Source organism: Bacteroides sp. 44_46, assembly GCF_001915465.1.
In the GTDB taxonomy this organism is placed as follows: domain Bacteria; phylum Bacteroidota; class Bacteroidia; order Bacteroidales; family Bacteroidaceae; genus Bacteroides; species Bacteroides clarus.
Window position 1 is genome coordinate 210,969 of record NZ_MNQO01000013.1, and the last position, 16,124, is coordinate 227,092.

At 45.5% G+C, this 16,124-nt stretch carries 12 protein-coding genes; 6 read left to right on the top strand and 6 right to left on the bottom strand.

The window, feature by feature from the left end; translation table 11 throughout:
• Positions 1–1,497 carry a fimbrillin family protein gene (locus BHV73_RS06055; RefSeq protein ID WP_281960307.1) on the top strand — a complete coding sequence of 499 codons (1,497 nt, stop codon included), beginning with the start codon at positions 1–3 and terminating at the stop codon, positions 1,495–1,497.
• Positions 1,498–1,559: 62 nt separating this feature from the next.
• On the top strand, positions 1,560–3,809 hold the full coding sequence (locus BHV73_RS06060) for a glycoside hydrolase family 3 N-terminal domain-containing protein (RefSeq protein WP_281960306.1): 2,250 nt from the start codon (positions 1,560–1,562) through the stop codon (positions 3,807–3,809).
• Positions 3,810–3,938: 129 nt separating this feature from the next.
• Here the strand turns inward: BHV73_RS06060 and BHV73_RS06065 are convergent, their stop codons facing one another.
• The gene (locus BHV73_RS06065; protein ID WP_009123233.1) at positions 3,939–6,014 is read right to left on the bottom strand and encodes an RNA degradosome polyphosphate kinase; all 2,076 of its coding nucleotides are present in this window, start codon (positions 6,012–6,014) and stop codon (positions 3,939–3,941) included.
• A gap of 56 nt (positions 6,015–6,070) precedes the next feature.
• On the opposite strand from BHV73_RS06065, the gene BHV73_RS06070 reads away from it, so the two are divergent.
• The 3 genes from BHV73_RS06070 to rfbB all read left to right on the top strand — a co-directional run bounded on the left by BHV73_RS06070 (position 6,071) and on the right by rfbB (position 8,763).
• A complete protein-coding gene (locus BHV73_RS06070) occupies positions 6,071–6,562 on the top strand; it encodes a metallophosphoesterase family protein (RefSeq protein WP_009123234.1) in 492 nt (163 codons plus the stop codon).
• 134 nt (positions 6,563–6,696) lie between these two features.
• Entirely contained in the window at positions 6,697–7,569 is an 873-nt protein-coding gene (gene rfbA / locus BHV73_RS06075) for a glucose-1-phosphate thymidylyltransferase RfbA (protein WP_009123236.1), read from the top strand.
• Positions 7,570–7,623: 54 nt separating this feature from the next.
• Positions 7,624–8,763 carry a dTDP-glucose 4,6-dehydratase gene (rfbB, locus tag BHV73_RS06080; protein ID WP_022218992.1) on the top strand — a complete coding sequence of 380 codons (1,140 nt, stop codon included), beginning with the start codon at positions 7,624–7,626 and terminating at the stop codon, positions 8,761–8,763.
• A gap of 3 nt (positions 8,764–8,766) precedes the next feature.
• On the opposite strand, the gene menA is transcribed toward rfbB, so the two are convergent.
• Positions 8,767–9,678, bottom strand: coding sequence for a 1,4-dihydroxy-2-naphthoate octaprenyltransferase (gene menA, locus BHV73_RS06085; RefSeq protein WP_009123238.1), 912 nt, complete (start codon positions 9,676–9,678; stop codon positions 8,767–8,769).
• 107 nt (positions 9,679–9,785) lie between these two features.
• On the opposite strand from menA, the gene BHV73_RS06090 reads away from it, so the two are divergent.
• Positions 9,786–10,718 (top strand): metallophosphoesterase, encoded by a 933-nt coding sequence (locus tag BHV73_RS06090; protein WP_195620795.1) that lies wholly within the window; start codon positions 9,786–9,788, stop codon positions 10,716–10,718.
• 17 nt (positions 10,719–10,735) lie between these two features.
• Here the strand turns inward: BHV73_RS06090 and BHV73_RS06095 are convergent, their stop codons facing one another.
• The 4 genes from BHV73_RS06095 to BHV73_RS06110 form a co-directional block, all read right to left on the bottom strand.
• Entirely contained in the window at positions 10,736–12,343 is a 1,608-nt protein-coding gene (locus BHV73_RS06095; RefSeq protein ID WP_229116234.1) for a PCMD domain-containing protein, read from the bottom strand.
• Between the two features lie 2 nt (positions 12,344–12,345).
• Complete coding sequence (locus tag BHV73_RS06100; RefSeq protein ID WP_139259680.1) at positions 12,346–12,981, bottom strand: outer membrane beta-barrel protein; 636 nt, start codon at positions 12,979–12,981, stop codon at positions 12,346–12,348.
• Positions 12,982–13,172: 191 nt separating this feature from the next.
• Positions 13,173–13,910, bottom strand: a complete 738-nt coding sequence (locus BHV73_RS06105; RefSeq protein WP_009123242.1) for a hypothetical protein — start codon at positions 13,908–13,910, stop codon at positions 13,173–13,175.
• The gene (locus BHV73_RS06110; RefSeq protein WP_286737363.1) at positions 13,903–16,119 is read right to left on the bottom strand and encodes a DUF4493 domain-containing protein; all 2,217 of its coding nucleotides are present in this window, start codon (positions 16,117–16,119) and stop codon (positions 13,903–13,905) included. Before BHV73_RS06110 ends, BHV73_RS06105 begins: the two co-directional genes overlap by 8 nt.
• Positions 16,120–16,124 lie beyond the last annotated feature (5 nt).

Sequence of the window (16,124 nt, forward strand, 5' to 3'; positions counted from 1 at the left end):
ATGAAACAACTATATTTATATATCAGACTGGCATCTGTGTTATTGCTGCTCTCGGCTTGCGCACAAGATAATATGCCGGGCTTGGACGAAGAAAGCGCAACAGGTGCTTCTGATGACATTCTCATTATCCATACAGTAGAGCAAACCGGTTTTAGAGCAAATCAGAGTACGCGTTCATCCTATACGGGCTATGCCATAAAGTTTGAGAACGATGATAAACTCGGGCTTATACTGATAGATGATAATGAACAGATAGGCAACGTTCCATTCTCCTATACGGAAGCCGGAGGCTGGGTTGGCGGTGATGACGCATATTATACTTCTGCCATAAGCAAGATTATCGCTTACTATCCGTATAACGAGAGTCTCCCAACGAATGTAGTTTCTTTAGAAGCCTTGAAGAATACAGTGGAGATAAAGGCCGATCAAAGCTCTTTAGACGATTTTAAGCAAATGGATTTGCTGGTATGCGAGATTGCCAATCCTGCTCCGGAACTGGATATCAACTTCGAGCACGCTTTTTCTTTGATAGAGCTTTCGGCTGAATCTGTTGTAGGTGTGGACGGGGAGGAGTTCACATACAATGTGGAAATGTCCGATGTTGGATTATCCATAGGTGATGCCATGTACACTCCGGCTACTCTAAACGGTACTTATGTTTGTCTGATAAAGGATGGTGTACAGTTGGAGCAGAACGAATTCAGATATTTCTATACCATATCGGGCAACGTATCGGCAAAGACGATAAGCAGCACTACTTCTATGGTATCCGGTACGCAATATACCTTCCCGTGCACGATACCGTCGGCGGGTGGTGATGAGGAAATTGTGGCAGCAGGTGATTTTTATTGCGTATCCGACGCTACCAATAATGTGGTTATCATTCCGGGTAACGCCGCTGCTATTCCTGCCGGACTGACATGTAAAGGTGTTGTGTTCCATATACTGGATGATGATTTCAATGCCTTTAAGGAAATGAATGATTTGGACGGTGAGACTTTGGACGGATATAAAAATAAGCATGGTTTGGTGGTCTCATTGAAGAAGGGGCAAGTCTTCGGAAGCGGAGACGTAAATGCGATAGAAGCTGCTTTGCAGGCGATAGATTCGGACAATTATACAAGTATGGACGTATCCAACGGCTATAAAGCGACACAGGGCTTATTGGCACCATCAGAGGGGGTATCTTTCACTGCTTTGGCAAACCATAAGGAAAGCATACCGAATGCCACTTCCTGGTATGCTCCTTCGTTCAATGAACTTAAATATCTTATCAAGGGGGAAGATGCGGCATCAGAGGAGGCTTCTACTTCAGGGCAAGAACGCATCAATAAGTCATTGAAGAAAATCGGGGCGGATGAATTGTCAGGTACTATTCCTTCCGTTACCTTTTATAATGGTACAGGCGGCCATGGTTTGTGCCTAATGGAAGCAGGAACAGAGAAAGACTGGCATGGTGTGCCCGGTGAAGTCTTTTATCCGATTTGTGCTTTTTGATGTAACCGCGTATAATTTAATGGCAGATACTCTTGCTGTAAACTAAATTTTAATCTTTATATATGAAACTGACCAATACATTATTTACCGTAGCCGTTGCCGCCTTGTCGCTGACAGCTTGCGGTACAAAAAATACGAATGCCGACTTGGAAATAGAGAATAAAGTGGAAGCCTTGCTCGGCAAGATGACCCTTGAAGAAAAGTTGGGGCAGATGAACCAGCTAAGCCCGTGGGATTTCGACGAGCTGGCAGGCAAGGTACGTAAGGGCGAGGTAGGCTCTATACTGAACTATACCGATTCGGCATTGGTGAACAAGATACAGAGAGTGGCGGTAGAGGAGTCCCGTTTGGGTATTCCCCTGTTGGTATCCCGAGATGTGATACATGGCTATAAGACTATCTTCCCCATTCCGCTGGGGCAAGCTGCCACATTCAATCCTCAGATAGTAGAACGCGGTGCACGTGTAGCTGCCGTGGAAGCTTCTGCCGATGGTATCCGCTGGACGTTTGCGCCTATGATAGACATTTCACGCGACCCGCGTTGGGGACGCATCGCCGAAAGTTGCGGAGAAGACCCTTATCTGACTTCGGTAATGGGTACGGCAATGATAAAGGGCTTTCAGGGAAGCTTACTGAACAGCCCTACTTCAATGGCAGCATGTGCAAAGCACTTTGTGGCTTATGGCGCTTCCGAAGGCGGTAAGGATTATAATTCTACGTTTGTTCCCGAAAGAGTGTTGCGTAATGTGTATCTTCCCCCTTTCAAGGCCGCAGTAGATGCGGGATGTGCCACTTTCATGACTTCGTTCAATGATAACGACGGCGTGCCGGGTACGGCAAACAAGTTCGTGCTGAAAGACATCCTGCGCGATGAATGGAAGTTCGACGGAATGGTAGTGACAGACTGGGCTTCGGCTGCCGAAATGATAAATCACGGCTTCTGCGCAGACGGTAAGGATGCCGCCGAGAAGTCGGTCAATGCCGGGGTGGATATGGATATGGTGAGCGAGACCTTTATCAAGAACCTGAAGCGGTCTTTGGAGGAAAATGTAGTGTCCATGCAGGCGATAGACAATGCGGTGCGTAATATTCTCCGCCTGAAATTCCGTATGGGCTTGTTCGATAATCCTTATATCGCTACACCGCAACGTGTGAAATACGCGGAGGAACATCTGAAGGCCGCAAAAGAAGCTGTAGAACAATCGGTAATTCTCTTGAAGAACAGTAACGGGACGCTTCCGCTGACGGATAATGTACGTACGATAGCCGTCGTCGGCCCTATGGCGGACGCTCCGTACGAGCAACTGGGAACATGGGTGTTCGACGGCGAAAAGGAACATACCGTTACCCCGTTGAAAGCCATTAAGGAGATGTACGGCGACAAGGTGAATGTCATATTCGAACCTGCGCTGGCTTATAGCCGCGACAAGGACCGGAGCGGTATTGTGAAAGCCGTAAGCGCGGCACGCCGTGCGGACGCGGTAATTGTTTTTGTAGGAGAGGAGTCTATTCTTTCGGGTGAAGCGCATTCTCTTGCCAACCTCGACCTGCAAGGAGCGCAGAGCGAACTTATAAAATCATTGTCTGCTGTCGGCAAGCCGTTGGTGACGGTAGTCATGGCAGGTCGCCAGCTCACTATCGGTAAAGAGGTGGAGGCTTCGGATGCTGTACTTTACTTATTCCACCCGGGTACAATGGGCGGCCCTGCCATTGCCGACATTCTGTTCGGAAAGGTCAATCCCAGTGCAAAGACTCCGGTTACTTTCCCGCGTATGACGGGACAACTACCTATGTATTACGCGCATAATAATACCGGACGTCCTGCCAATCCTACCGAAATGTTGATAGACGAAATTCCTGTTGAGGCGGGACAGACTTCCGTAGGATGCCGTTCATTCTATCTTGATGCAGGTGATACGCCGTTGTTCCCGTTCGGTTACGGCTTGTCTTACACGACGTTTGAGTATAGTAATCTGAAGTTGGCTTCGGACATGCTTACCGTAGGCGGTGAACTGCTTGTAACAGTGGATTTGAAGAATACGGGGCGGTATGACGGTGTGGAAGTTGTCCAACTGTATATTCAGGATAAGGTAGGCTCGGTGACCCGCCCGGTAAAGGAACTCAAGGCTTTTCGCCGTGTGGCACTTAAGGCAGGAGAGTCTACGGTCGTTTCATTCTCCCTGCCTGTTTCCGAGCTTGCCTTTTGGGGGTATGACATGACTTACGGCGTGGAACCGGGTGACTTCAGGTTATGGGTAGGAACAAGCAGTGCCGAGGGGTTGTCTGCCGACTTTACCGTAGCGGCTCGTTGACACGCGCATCGTAGTTCAGGATAACAATAGATAGCACGGTATATGTGCAAAATACAAGTAGCCCTTTACGCTTCCTGAAGTAATATTTTGGAAGCCTGAAGGGCTACTTTACAATGTTGAAGGGGTATGTTATGAGGGGAATTGTCGTTGCTTGTCCCTCAAGTATTCGTAGAAAGTATATTGCGACCGTATCTTCTCCTTTTGCGGACGGGCTGATTTCCAACGGTTATGCAGGCGGTCGTCCACAAAACAGGCCTTGCGCTTGTCCGATAGCTGAATGGAGAGCATATCAGACAGCTCCCGTTTCAAGTCCGGGTCTAAGATAGGAGTTACGGCTTCGATGCGGCGGTATAGGTTGCGGCGCATCCAGTCCGGTGAGCCGAGAAAGAGTTTCGGTTTTCCGCCGTTCCCGAAGTACCATACGCGGGCATGCTCGAGGAAAGTGTCTACGATACGTGTTACACGGATGTTACGGCTGAATTTCCGTCCGGGAATCAGGCAGCAGATACCCCGTACGATAAGGTCTGTCTTGACTCCCGCCTGCGAAGCCTCGTACAGCCGCTCTATCATGGCGGGGTCTTGCAGGGCGTTCATTTTGAGGATAATCCTTCCCTGCTTTCCGCTTTTTGCCAGTTCTATCTCATGGTCGATGAGGCGGTTCAGTTCGGGTATCAGATTGAAACGCGCCACCAGCAGACGGTGGAATACGGGATTTTCCTTACCCTGAAAAGTGCGGAACAGGTTGTGCAAGTCGTTTACGAGCACCGGGTTGCAGGTGAACAGGCCGGAGTCGGCATAGAGCGTGGCTGTCTTCTCATTAAAGTTTCCGGTACTTATATAGGCATAACTGGGCAGTTTGTGTCCTTGCCTGTCGCGGCGCAGCACAAGGGCTACTTTGGCATGTACTTTCAGTCCGGGCAGGCTGAACAGGATATTGATGCCGGCTGCTTTCATCATCTCGGCGGTTGCCAGGTTGTTCTCCTCATCGAAGCGGGCTTTCAGCTCCACGAAAACGGTTACTTTCTTGCCATTCTGCGCAGCGGCTATCAGGGTGTTGATAACAGCGGAGTTTTCCGCGACACGATACTGGGTGACCATAATCTCGCGTACGGTAGGCTCGTGTACGGCTTCGTACAGGAAATGGATGAAGTGCTCGAAAGAGTGGTAGGGATAGTGCAGCAGCAAATCCTTTTTCTCCACATACCGGAAGATGGACTCCCGTTCGTCCAGGCAAGTCAGCTTCATGGGCTGGGGCTTGCGGATGGGGCGTACGGCACTGTTCGGATTGGGCAGATGCCGCAGGTCTTCCATGTTGAGGTGCTTGTCGCCGGGTACCAGCTCTTGACGGTTGATGCGGAAAGCGTCTACCAAAAAGTCCAGAAAATCGTCGGGCATGGCACGGTCGTATACAAAACGGCAGACTGCTCCTATCTTGCGCTTTTTAACCTTACTCTTTACCTGCTCTATAATCTCGGATGTATTGGCCGATTCATCTATCAGTATATCCGCATCCCGTGAAATCTTGATGCAATAACTGCTGTCTACGTCATAACCGGGAAAAATCGTATCGATATTGGCCTTGATAATGTCCTCGATGAACATCAGGTAATAGTTCTTTTCATGCTTGGGCAGCTCGATGAAGCGGGGCACTTTACTGTAGGGCAGCTTCATGACGAAGTATTGTATACGGTTGGGATCGTCCGAGGGCACACCTTTTAAATAGAGGCGTACGGCCAGATACAGGCGGTTGTCGCGCAAGAATGATATGACTTTGTCCTTGCTGACGGGCACGGGAGTGAGATATGGAAAGATTTCTTCCCGGAAGAAGCGTCTCAGGAATTCTTTATGGAAAGGCTCTACGTTGCGGCTCTGATAAAAAATGATGTGCTGTTGCCGCAGTGCGGGCAGTATCTTCTGTTCATAGATGCGGATACGCTCTTCCAACTGGCGGTTTACTTCCTCGTTGATTTCGGCTACCAGCTGCATGGCAGACTGTACGCTCTCTTCATCGCTATGCGCGGCGCCGGTGGCGATGGCCTTATGGTCGGCTACACGTATTTTGTAGAACTCTTCCAGGTTGGACGAGTATATGGATATAAAGTTGATGCGCTCGTACAGCGGCAGTGTGTCGTCTTCTGCTTCCAGGAGTACCCGGTAGTTGAATGACAGCCAACTGATGTCGCGCTTGAAATATCTGCTCTCCATAAGATTAGGTTTATTTTCCAAATATAGCTACCTTTGCAGATATAAACAAAGGAAAGATGACAAAAGTTGGTTTACTGTCGGATACGCACGGATATTGGGATGAGAAGTACTTGCAATACTTCGAGCCGTGTGACGAAATATGGCATGCGGGTGATATCGGTACATTGGAAGTTGCGCGGAAACTGGCGGCTTTCCGTCCGTTTCGCGCGGTGTACGGCAACATAGACGGGCAAGACCTGCGTCAGCTTTATCCCCAGGTGCTCCGTTTTACGGTAGACGGTGCCGAGGTGCTGATGAAACATATCGGCGGTTATCCCGGCAAGTACGATCCGTCCGTACAGGGAAGCATTCTGGTACGTCCGCCCAAGCTGTTCGTCAGCGGGCATTCGCACATATTAAAGGTGAAGTTCGACAAGACACTGGGCATGCTTCATATAAACCCCGGTGCGGCAGGTATTTACGGTTTTCACAAGGTACGTACGATGGTGCGTTTCGTTATAGACGGCGGTGTGTTTAAAGACCTTGAAGTCATAGAGCTTGCAGGCTGATTTTGACTGTATAATTTTGCCATGTCAGAACTTTTTCTGAACTTTGCGCTTTGAATAGCAACGAGAGCCGTGGGGCATTGTCCTCCTTCTTATTTTATTCTACATTTGAAGTCAATCCAATAAAGAACTGAAATATGAAAGGAATTATTCTTGCAGGTGGCAGCGCCACTCGTCTCTATCCATTGTCCAAGGCTATCTCCAAGCAGATTATGCCTGTCTACGACAAGCCCATGATTTACTACCCCCTTTCCACTTTGATGCTGGCGGGAATACGTGAAGTGCTGATTATCTCCACTCCGCGCGACTTACCCATGTTTCGCGATTTGTTAGGAACAGGCGAGGAGCTTGGCATGTCTTTTTCTTATAAGGTACAGGAGAATCCCAACGGATTGGCGCAGGCCTTTGTGCTCGGAGCGGAGTTTCTGAACGGTGAGCCGGGATGCCTTATTCTGGGTGACAATATGTTCTATGGTCAGGGCTTTTCCGCCATGTTGAAGCGTGCCGCTTCCATCGAGAAAGGCGCGTGTATCTTCGGTTATTATGTAAAAGACCCGCGTGCGTATGGCGTGGTGGAGTTCGATGCCGACGGTAAGGCCATTTCTTTGGAAGAGAAGCCTGCACAGCCCAAGAGCAATTATGCGGTTCCCGGTTTATACTTCTATGACTCCACAGTGACGGAAAAAGCCGCCGCTTTGAAACCGTCCGCCCGCGGTGAATATGAAATTACCGACCTCAATCGTCTTTATCTGGAAGAAGGTACGCTGAAAGTAGAGCTTTTCGGCCGTGGTTTCGCCTGGCTTGATACGGGTAACTGCGACAGTCTGCTCGAAGCCAGCAATTTCGTTGCTACCATACAGAACCGTCAGGGATTCCGTGTGAGCTGTATCGAGGAGATAGCATGGCGCAAAGGATGGATAGATGTAGACCAGCTCCATCGCCTCGGTGAACAACTGGGCAAGACGGAATATGGCAAGTATTTGATGGAACTTGCGGACTCGTACCGCTGACAAGAAGCATGTGACTTCTCTATTTCTTAATTTTTAATTCTCAATTTTTAATTTATGAAGACTTATCTTGTAACCGGCGCTGCCGGATTTATCGGAGCTAATTATATAAAGTATATTCTGGCGAAGCACGATGATATAAGAGTTGTAATATTGGACGCCCTGACTTATGCCGGAAATTTGGGTACTGTTGCCAAAGATATTGATGATGAACGTTGTTTTTTCGTTAAAGGCGATATCTGCGACCGCATTCTTGCCGACGAACTGTTTGCGAAATATAAATTCGATTATGTGGTGAACTTTGCAGCAGAAAGTCATGTAGACCGCAGTATCGAGAATCCTCAGCTTTTCCTTATGACTAATATTCTGGGTACTCAGAATCTGCTGGATGCCGCTCGTCGTGCGTGGGTAACGGGAAAGGACGAATCCGGTTATCCTACCTGGCGTAACGGAGTGCGCTATCACCAGGTGTCTACGGACGAAGTTTACGGTTCGCTGGGAGCGGAAGGTTTCTTCACGGAGAATACGCCGCTGTGTCCGCATAGCCCGTACAGTGCGTCTAAGACCAGTGCCGATATGGTGGTGATGGCCTATCATGATACCTATAAAATGCCGGTTACCATTACCCGCTGTTCCAATAACTACGGCCCGTATCACTTCCCCGAAAAACTGATTCCGTTGATTATAAAGAATATCCTCGAAGGTAAGAACCTTCCTGTATACGGTGACGGCAGCAATGTACGCGACTGGCTGTATGTGGAAGACCATTGCAAAGCCATCGACCTCGTTGTGCGCAAAGGCGTAGAGGGTGAGGTTTATAATGTAGGCGGCCATAACGAAAAGACCAATCTGGAGATTGTGAAACTGACTATCGCCACTATCCGCCGTCTGATGGAAGAAGAACCGAAATATCGCGCAGTCTTGAAAAAACAAGTGAAAGACGCCGACGGACAGATTGACATCAGCTGGATAAACGAAGAGTTGATAACGTTCGTGAAAGACCGTTTAGGTCACGACCAGCGTTATGCCATCGACCCCACCAAGATAACGGACGCCTTAGGCTGGTATCCCGAAACAAAATTTGAAGTCGGTATCGTTAAGACTATCGAATGGTATCTGAATAATCAGGACTGGGTGGAAGAGGTGACCAGCGGCGATTATCAGAAGTACTACGAAAGAATGTACGGAAAGAAATAATAGTTACTGAATAAAGGCAAGGCTCAGCAGCAGGCCAAAGAACAGCATATTACGTGAGGTCTCACCTAATATGCTGTTCAGTTTTTTACCGCTTCGTATTGCTGCCATTTTACGCCATGTCAGTACGTGCAGGTACAGGTAGACACAGGGAGCCCAGATGAAAGCAAGCGGTTCTATTTTATCGTTGTAAACAAACCATAGGCTGAGCAAGGCGGCTGCTATGCCTAATCCCAGATACAGGTAACGGCCGAAAGGTTCGCCGAAGCGGACAATCAGTGTGCGCTTGCCGCTGAGAGCGTCCTGTTCCCGGTCGCGGTAGTTGTTTACGACCAGTAAGGTGTCTATTACCAGGCCGCAGATGAGCGAGGCTACCCATACGTCGGCCGTAATGATATGGGCTTGTACGTAGTAAGTTCCGCCTACGGGGATGAAGCCGAAGAAAACCAATACGAGTAGGTCGCCCCATCCTTGATAGGAGAGGATGGTGGTATATAAGAATGCGAATATTACGCAGAGCAGCCCTAACAGTATCAGTTCCCAGCCGCCGTGGGGTAAGCGTCCCCAACATTGTTGCAGCAGGGCGCAACCCATGAGGCAGGAGAATATAAGCGTTCCTGCTATTCCTCGTTTCATGGCTATGGGGGTAATCCAGCCTTGTGCACAGGCGCGTTCGGGGCCGAGGCGGTCTGCACGGTCGCTGCCTTTCAGATAATCGTAAAGGTCGTTGATGAAGTTGGCGGCAATCTGCATGCCGCAGGCGAACAATACGCATAGCAGTGCCGGTATGATGTCGAATTTTCCATCGGCGAATGCCAGGGAAGAGCCTATCAGTACGGGAATGACAGCTCCCGTCAATGTCTTGGGACGGGCGGCGAGTATCCATGCGTAGAACGAGTTGGTCGTTATTGCTTTCATGTTGTTCTTTTAGAAAGTTATACCACAAAGATAGTTAAAGGATTTGTTATCTTTGCACTACTGTTCGGGTAAAATTATTCATTGTATCAAACAATAAAGATAAGTCTATGGGTCAGGTGTTGTGTTATAGAGGGTGTAAGAGCCTGTTGTTTTTTTCTGTTTTGGGATTGCTGTTCTTTTCTTCGTGTCGGTCTACGCAAAGTTTTACCTCACCTCTCCCTGAAGAGTATTCCATTCGGATGTCCAAGTCTTCGGCATCCGGATATAAGAATGTGAAGCGTGTCAGGAAGTATGAGTTTGCACACCGTGATGTACCTGCCGCGTTCGACGGATGCAGGCTGGGGTTTGTTTCCGATTTGCATTACCGGAGTTTGTTGAAGGAGAAAGGATTGAGGGATATAACCCGCCTGCTGAATGATTTGCGTCTCGATGCTCTGCTGATAGGTGGTGATTTGCATGAAGGTTGTGAGTATGTTCCGGATGTCATTGCGGCATTGGGAGCTGTGAAAACACCTTTGGGGACTTATGCCGTTCTTGGAAACAATGATTATGAAGCTTGTTATGATGATATCCTGAAGGAAATGGAACGTCAAGGTATTCACTTACTGGAGCATGAAGCCGATACTCTGAAACGAAACGGTGGGCGGATTGTGATAGCCGGAGTACGCAATCCTTTTAACCTTGGACAGAACGGGCAGTCGCCTACGCTTTCGCTCTCTCCCGATGACTTCGTTATATTGCTTTCGCATACTCCCGACTATGCCGAGGATGTTCCTGTTACCAATACCGACCTTGTGCTTGCCGGACATACGCATGGCGGACAGGTTACTTTATTCGGACTGTATGCTCCTGTCATTCCGTCTCGTTATGGGCAGCGTTTCCTTACCGGGTTGAGGTATAACTCAAATAATACGCCGATTATCATTACTAATGGTATCGGTACGTCCCGTAAGAACGTACGTTTTTTTGCGCCGAGCGAGGTGGTGGTGATAACGCTGCGGCGGTTTGTTAATATAGAACACACCATGCATTATGAGTGAATACACGGTGTGTTTATTTAGTAATCGTATTCTAAACTGAAATCGTCTACATAAAGTAAAGCTCCAGGTCCACCTACAAAGAAATCACCAAATTTACTGGCAGAGCAAACGAGAACTAAATAAGTAGGAACCCGACTTGTGTCCCGATAGTCCAAAGTCAGTTCGAATGACTTATATTCTGTGACTGTCTCGCCACTATAAAATTCTGCATAGGCAATGACACCCGGATCATTCTTGTTGAATACAGATAAATCAGAGGGTTTGGTACGTATCTCTAAAGGTTCTTTCCAATCTGTCAGTGCTATATAGATAGCACAAGTGTCCGGCTTTTCTTTCAAATGTTCATATCCGGAAGATACATAAGATATTGGGGCTGTAGAGTATTTGTAATGTCCTTTTAGTTTGGTCGGCCGAGCTGTAAAAGGTTTCCCGAAATCAAGTACTCCATTCGTTCCTTCAGTTCTGATATATTCTCCAATGAATAAATTACCGGCAGCAAACTTGCCAATACTGCCGAGACCTATAAATTTGGATTCAAGCCTGGCCGCTTTTCCTTTACCATTCCAAGTGTCATCAGTCGGTTGAGTGTTACTATCTCCCATTGTAGTGGCGCCTTTATTTCCAGTATCCCAAATAGGAGTACCGTTTATAGCCCAAGGATTCCAAACTTTATCTACTTGATGCCATTCGTCGAAAGAACCGCCCGGCAGTGTAACGGGTTCACTTGTAGTAAAAGATACTTCTTCTCCGTAGTCACTACCCGAATAAGCACGGTAAACATAGGTTGTGTTAGACTTCAATCCTGAAAGACGTGCAGTTAATTCTCCGTCATCGTCGTTTACATTTTCGGCTGCTATGACCTTCCATTCTGAAGAATCTGCAGGTTTATATTCAAATCCATTGTTGGCGCCTTCTTCACCATTACCATGAAGCCATGCCACATTGACCCATGCGTCAGCTTCGCCGGTTGCCACACTTTTATCACTTCTAGATATGGAGATAGTCCATTTCTCTTCAATGTCATGGTAGCGTACTATCACGGTCTTTGGAAAAGAAAAATCAAGGGCAGTGTTTAATGGAATCTCTATCTCGTTTCCTGATGGATCTAAGAAAGTCTGGGTTGAGATTTCGGCCGGACCTAATTTGATATCTGATATATATACGTTCTTTTGGCTGGCCGTTTTAGCAACTTCGGCAGTGATTTCATGTGTCTTGCTATTGATTTTAGGTTTACCGAACTGATTCTTGATTGTCAATTTTCTTTCAATTGTCTGACTTGCTTGGATTGTCCATTCATAGTCTTGATATAAAGATATAGTATACTTCTTGGGTGAAGATAAGTCAATAACTGTTGCAGAGTCCAATGGAGCTTCTACACCTTCGGTCACCTTACACTGTTTGACTACTACCTCTTTTAAATTGATAGTCTCTTTTAACGGTACAGTGACAGTACGAGTTACCTTATCGATAATTGTACTTCCTTCCTGTCCTTCTACTTCAAATGTAAGTATCTGAAGTGAGATGACCGGGTAGGGAATATCATTGCTGATACAGGAAATATTGATTTGCATACAAGATAGGAAACAAATCAATATGAGGCTGATATTTAGAATTCTTCTCTTCATAATTATAAATATGCAACAATACCTATGCTTATATTCAGTATATTAATTTTGAAATTCGCGCCACTTGATTTTCTCCAACCGGAACTTTCTCCATTGGTGGTTTGATTCTCTTCCCTATATTTGAATCCTGCCACTCCGAATGAAAGTTCTGCACTGATATTCTCCATAATAAATACTGTAGCTCCCGGATTTAATCCGATGTGTACTTCACGAATACGTGTTTGAGTATCTTTAAAATTTTCTTCACTACCACGTTTGTAACGTGAACTGCCTGTGTTGAATGAGAGAGAGGTTTCATTGAAAAGCCCAAAACGTTTTCCCCTGTCCAGCCCTACGTATGAACGATAGAAAACGGTGGTACTTAGCAAGTGCTCGTCAAAAGACATGTTTTTTAGTGAGAAGCTTAAGTCATCATCTATATCCAAACTTATATTCCCTAAATTGGCGTATACGTTTTGGTATCCAAATTTAATACCGATACAAATGTTTTCTTTAATGAAGTAGCCAACAAAAGGATTGATCGTGAATAACTTCGCTTTACAATCAAAATCTTTCAATAGTGATAAGAATTGAGTATCTTCACTGTCGTATCCGGCATAGGATACGGTTAAGCCAGTCATCCATGTTTTTCGTTTCACGAACAAATGGTTCACAATTCCTCTGTCGAACCTTCCTAAAAATCTCTTTTCAGAGATTGTATCTGATACATTGGTTATCTTATGGTCATCTGCTATCCTTAAAGTGTCGGTTTGAGCATATAAAGGAAAAGCAAGACAGACTAGGCAAGTGCAACACAATATTCTGATATATGTATTCATTGGCTGTATTCTTATAAATAAAAAGCAATCCCCATTCCAATAGAGAATATATTGATTCTAAAATTGATGGAACTGGAAGATTGATTAGCGATATGTATCTGATCGGTTACCTGACGGGTATGCCCATAATTGAGACCTAATACACCAATATTCACTTCCACTGCCGTATAATTGTTTATGAAAGCTACTAATCCCGGAGCTACTCCTAACTCTACACTGTACTTTTTACTGAATGTACCGGTAAGATCATCTCCTTTACCATTTATGAATTTAGACTGTCCGCCTTCAAACGTTAGCTGGGTTTCTGCAAATAAAGCGAATCGTCTGCTGTTACCCAGGCTGATATAATTTCTAAACATAGCCATACCGGAATAACTGTGGCTCAAAGAATAAACATCGTTCAAGTTAAAACTTAGGTCTTCACCTATTTCCAAATCCATCTGGTTGATTTTGGTCAGCGAACGTTTATAACCGAAACGTCCGCCTGCAGCCATATTATCTGCAAAAGCATAACATAATAATGGACTGATTTTGAAAGTGTATCCATCTCCAGACACAGATTCTATTACAAGAAAATTATAATCTTTCTGTTCGGACTGTGAATAAGAGATTGAACTGCCCACGATCCATTGACCTTTGGGTACAAACTTATGCATCGTTATATTTCTCATTCCCTGAGCATTTATTGTCGGAATTATGCTACATAGCAGGCTAATGAGAAATATAAACTTTATTATTAGTTTAATCATTATTATAAATCAATTCTAAGTCGTCTAACCATAATGTACTACCGGTACCACCGGTAAAGTAATCACCGTATCGGCTGGAAGTTGCTACCAGAATGATATATTTGGCTTTACGATTTGTATCTTTGTATTTTAACTCTATTTCAAAAGGTATCATACCATCCCCCTCTGTTGCTTCCGGGAAAATAATCTCTCCATAGGCAATGACATTTGGCCCTGTTTTGTCGAAAAACTTTTTAGCAGAAGTGTCTACCAGAAATGGAACATTATTGTCACCGGTTCCGTCTTCCGGCCAGTCACCAATAGCTACATAAACATATCCGTTGTCCATATCGCCTTTTTTTACATAATCTAAATCGGAATAATTTATGGCAACGGGATTGTATTTGGCATATCCTACTAATTTATCCGGGCGGGCAGCGTGTGGACGCCCAAAACCTATTTGCGCACCGCTTGTTCCGATAGTTTTGATATATTTGCCCACAAAGGCATTACCAGCTGCAAATTTGCCGATAGAACCTAAACCGACAAAGGCGGATTTCATCTTGATAGAACGTGTGCCGGTTGTTCCCGGTGCTCTCAACGACTCGTCATAAGTAGTGACATTATCGTTAGCAGAAAGGGTTGTGGACCCCCAGTTACCACTATCCCAATACATATCGTCTCCACTTTTGTATAAGAGTCGGGGCTTGTCCGGTCGCGACCAATCCTCAAAGCTGGAGTTCTTAAGTTGGATTGTTCGTTCCGTGGTGAATGTATAGGTTGGCGATTCACTGCTTTGACCTGAGCACCATGCTCGATATTCGTAAGTTGTACCAGGGGTAAGTCCTGTGATAAGTGCGGACATTTTACTTTGGTTGTTTTCTTCAATTGTGGCAACAGCTTTATCCCATTCATTTTCACTGCCTAATACTCTATATTCAAAAGCTAAATCTTTTGATTCCGCTGCGTCATAGGCCGTTTTGTTGACATTTGCTTCTACTGTAACTCTATGTGCCCAAACGGCATAGTCATTTACCAATTCTGTGGTTACAATAGCATTCGATACTAAAATACGTAAATTTGCCGTGCGATATTTACCATTGGCATCGGTTGCTTTTATAACTACCAGATAATCTCCCCCTTTGTCTTCTTCTCCTTCTTTTTTTGCGAAAGCGGCAAAAAATGCAGCCTTAAAAGTCATTTTAACAATAGAGTTGGTAGTCTCTTCGTCATAGTAATTTGCAAAAGTAACCTTATCTTTGATAGTTTCTTTGACATTATCCGCCATCGTCAGTACATCAATAGAGCTTGATTTTAAGCCTACCTTTGAAATAAATTCCGGGCATGTTAGTGTTAAACTTTTAAGTTCCGAAGTAGTAAGAACAAATACGTCTACATCTTTTCCGGAATCGTCAAGAGCAAAGTTAACAGGGTCATTTAAGGAGTGAAAAACACCATTTTCATATCGTTCTATACGAGGTTGCCGGCTAATCCCTATATTCCATGCTTTTAACATAGGCTCTTCGGCTACATTCAAGGTTATGGCCATACCGCCATCTTGTGGGTCTAATTCTTCGTAATCAAAAGTCAGAGTATATTTGGTAGATATTTTTATATCTTTCAATGTGCCTTCTTTAGTGTAGGAAATATCATCTACTGTCACTGCTTCGACTTTCCAGTCCAATTCCGTTTCTCCTGTAGGAAGCATAAAATAACCAGTCAGTTCCGGATGCTCTTTATCAAATTCCAAAGCTCCTCTTGACATGGATACGGTTACTTTACTGCTTTTAAACTTTGCAGCAGCTACTTCTGTATAAGCTGTGGTTACCACAGTGTTCTGTACATAGAGAGGAAGAGTAATGGGGGTCGTTTGATTTCGTTTAATCTCAAAGTTCATAGAACCACTATAATAAGGTGCATCATATGCCGCATCTACTTTGATGCCGGCTGACCCGCTTATTGTATACATGCCTGTGACTAATTCTAGACTTGAAGGTACAGTGCTGATTCCTTCGTACTCCCGGATTAGTTTACTATCGCTATTACGAAGTTTGACGACACAGCCGTTATTGAGTTCATCAAGCGTTGGCAGAGTGCGGGTAGTAGAAGGAACACTTGCTCCCATCTTAACCGATAAGGCTAAAATTCCATTGCCGTTCAATTCTTCTTCACTACAAGAAGTCAGACAGCATAGAACGCATAATAAGATATATAAAAATAGCTTTTTCATATTTT

Excerpts from the sequence above, each read along its gene's own strand:
- BHV73_RS06090 (WP_195620795.1), top strand. The coding sequence starts at position 9,786 with ATGGGTCAGGTGTTGTGTTATAGAGGGTGTAAGAGCCTGTTGTTTTTT.
- rfbB (WP_022218992.1), top strand. The coding sequence starts at position 7,624 with ATGAAGACTTATCTTGTAACCGGCGCTGCCGGATTTATCGGAGCTAAT.
- BHV73_RS06070 (WP_009123234.1), top strand. The coding sequence starts at position 6,071 with ATGACAAAAGTTGGTTTACTGTCGGATACGCACGGATATTGGGATGAG.
- BHV73_RS06065 (WP_009123233.1), bottom strand. The coding sequence starts at position 6,014 with ATGGAGAGCAGATATTTCAAGCGCGACATCAGTTGGCTGTCATTCAAC.
- BHV73_RS06095 (WP_229116234.1), bottom strand. The coding sequence starts at position 12,343 with ATGAAGAGAAGAATTCTAAATATCAGCCTCATATTGATTTGTTTCCTA.
- BHV73_RS06060 (WP_281960306.1), top strand. The coding sequence starts at position 1,560 with ATGAAACTGACCAATACATTATTTACCGTAGCCGTTGCCGCCTTGTCG.
- rfbA (WP_009123236.1), top strand. The coding sequence starts at position 6,697 with ATGAAAGGAATTATTCTTGCAGGTGGCAGCGCCACTCGTCTCTATCCA.
- BHV73_RS06055 (WP_281960307.1), top strand. The coding sequence starts at position 1 with ATGAAACAACTATATTTATATATCAGACTGGCATCTGTGTTATTGCTG.
- menA (WP_009123238.1), bottom strand. The coding sequence starts at position 9,678 with ATGAAAGCAATAACGACCAACTCGTTCTACGCATGGATACTCGCCGCC.
- BHV73_RS06110 (WP_286737363.1), bottom strand. The coding sequence starts at position 16,119 with ATGAAAAAGCTATTTTTATATATCTTATTATGCGTTCTATGCTGTCTG.
- BHV73_RS06105 (WP_009123242.1), bottom strand. The coding sequence starts at position 13,910 with ATGATTAAACTAATAATAAAGTTTATATTTCTCATTAGCCTGCTATGT.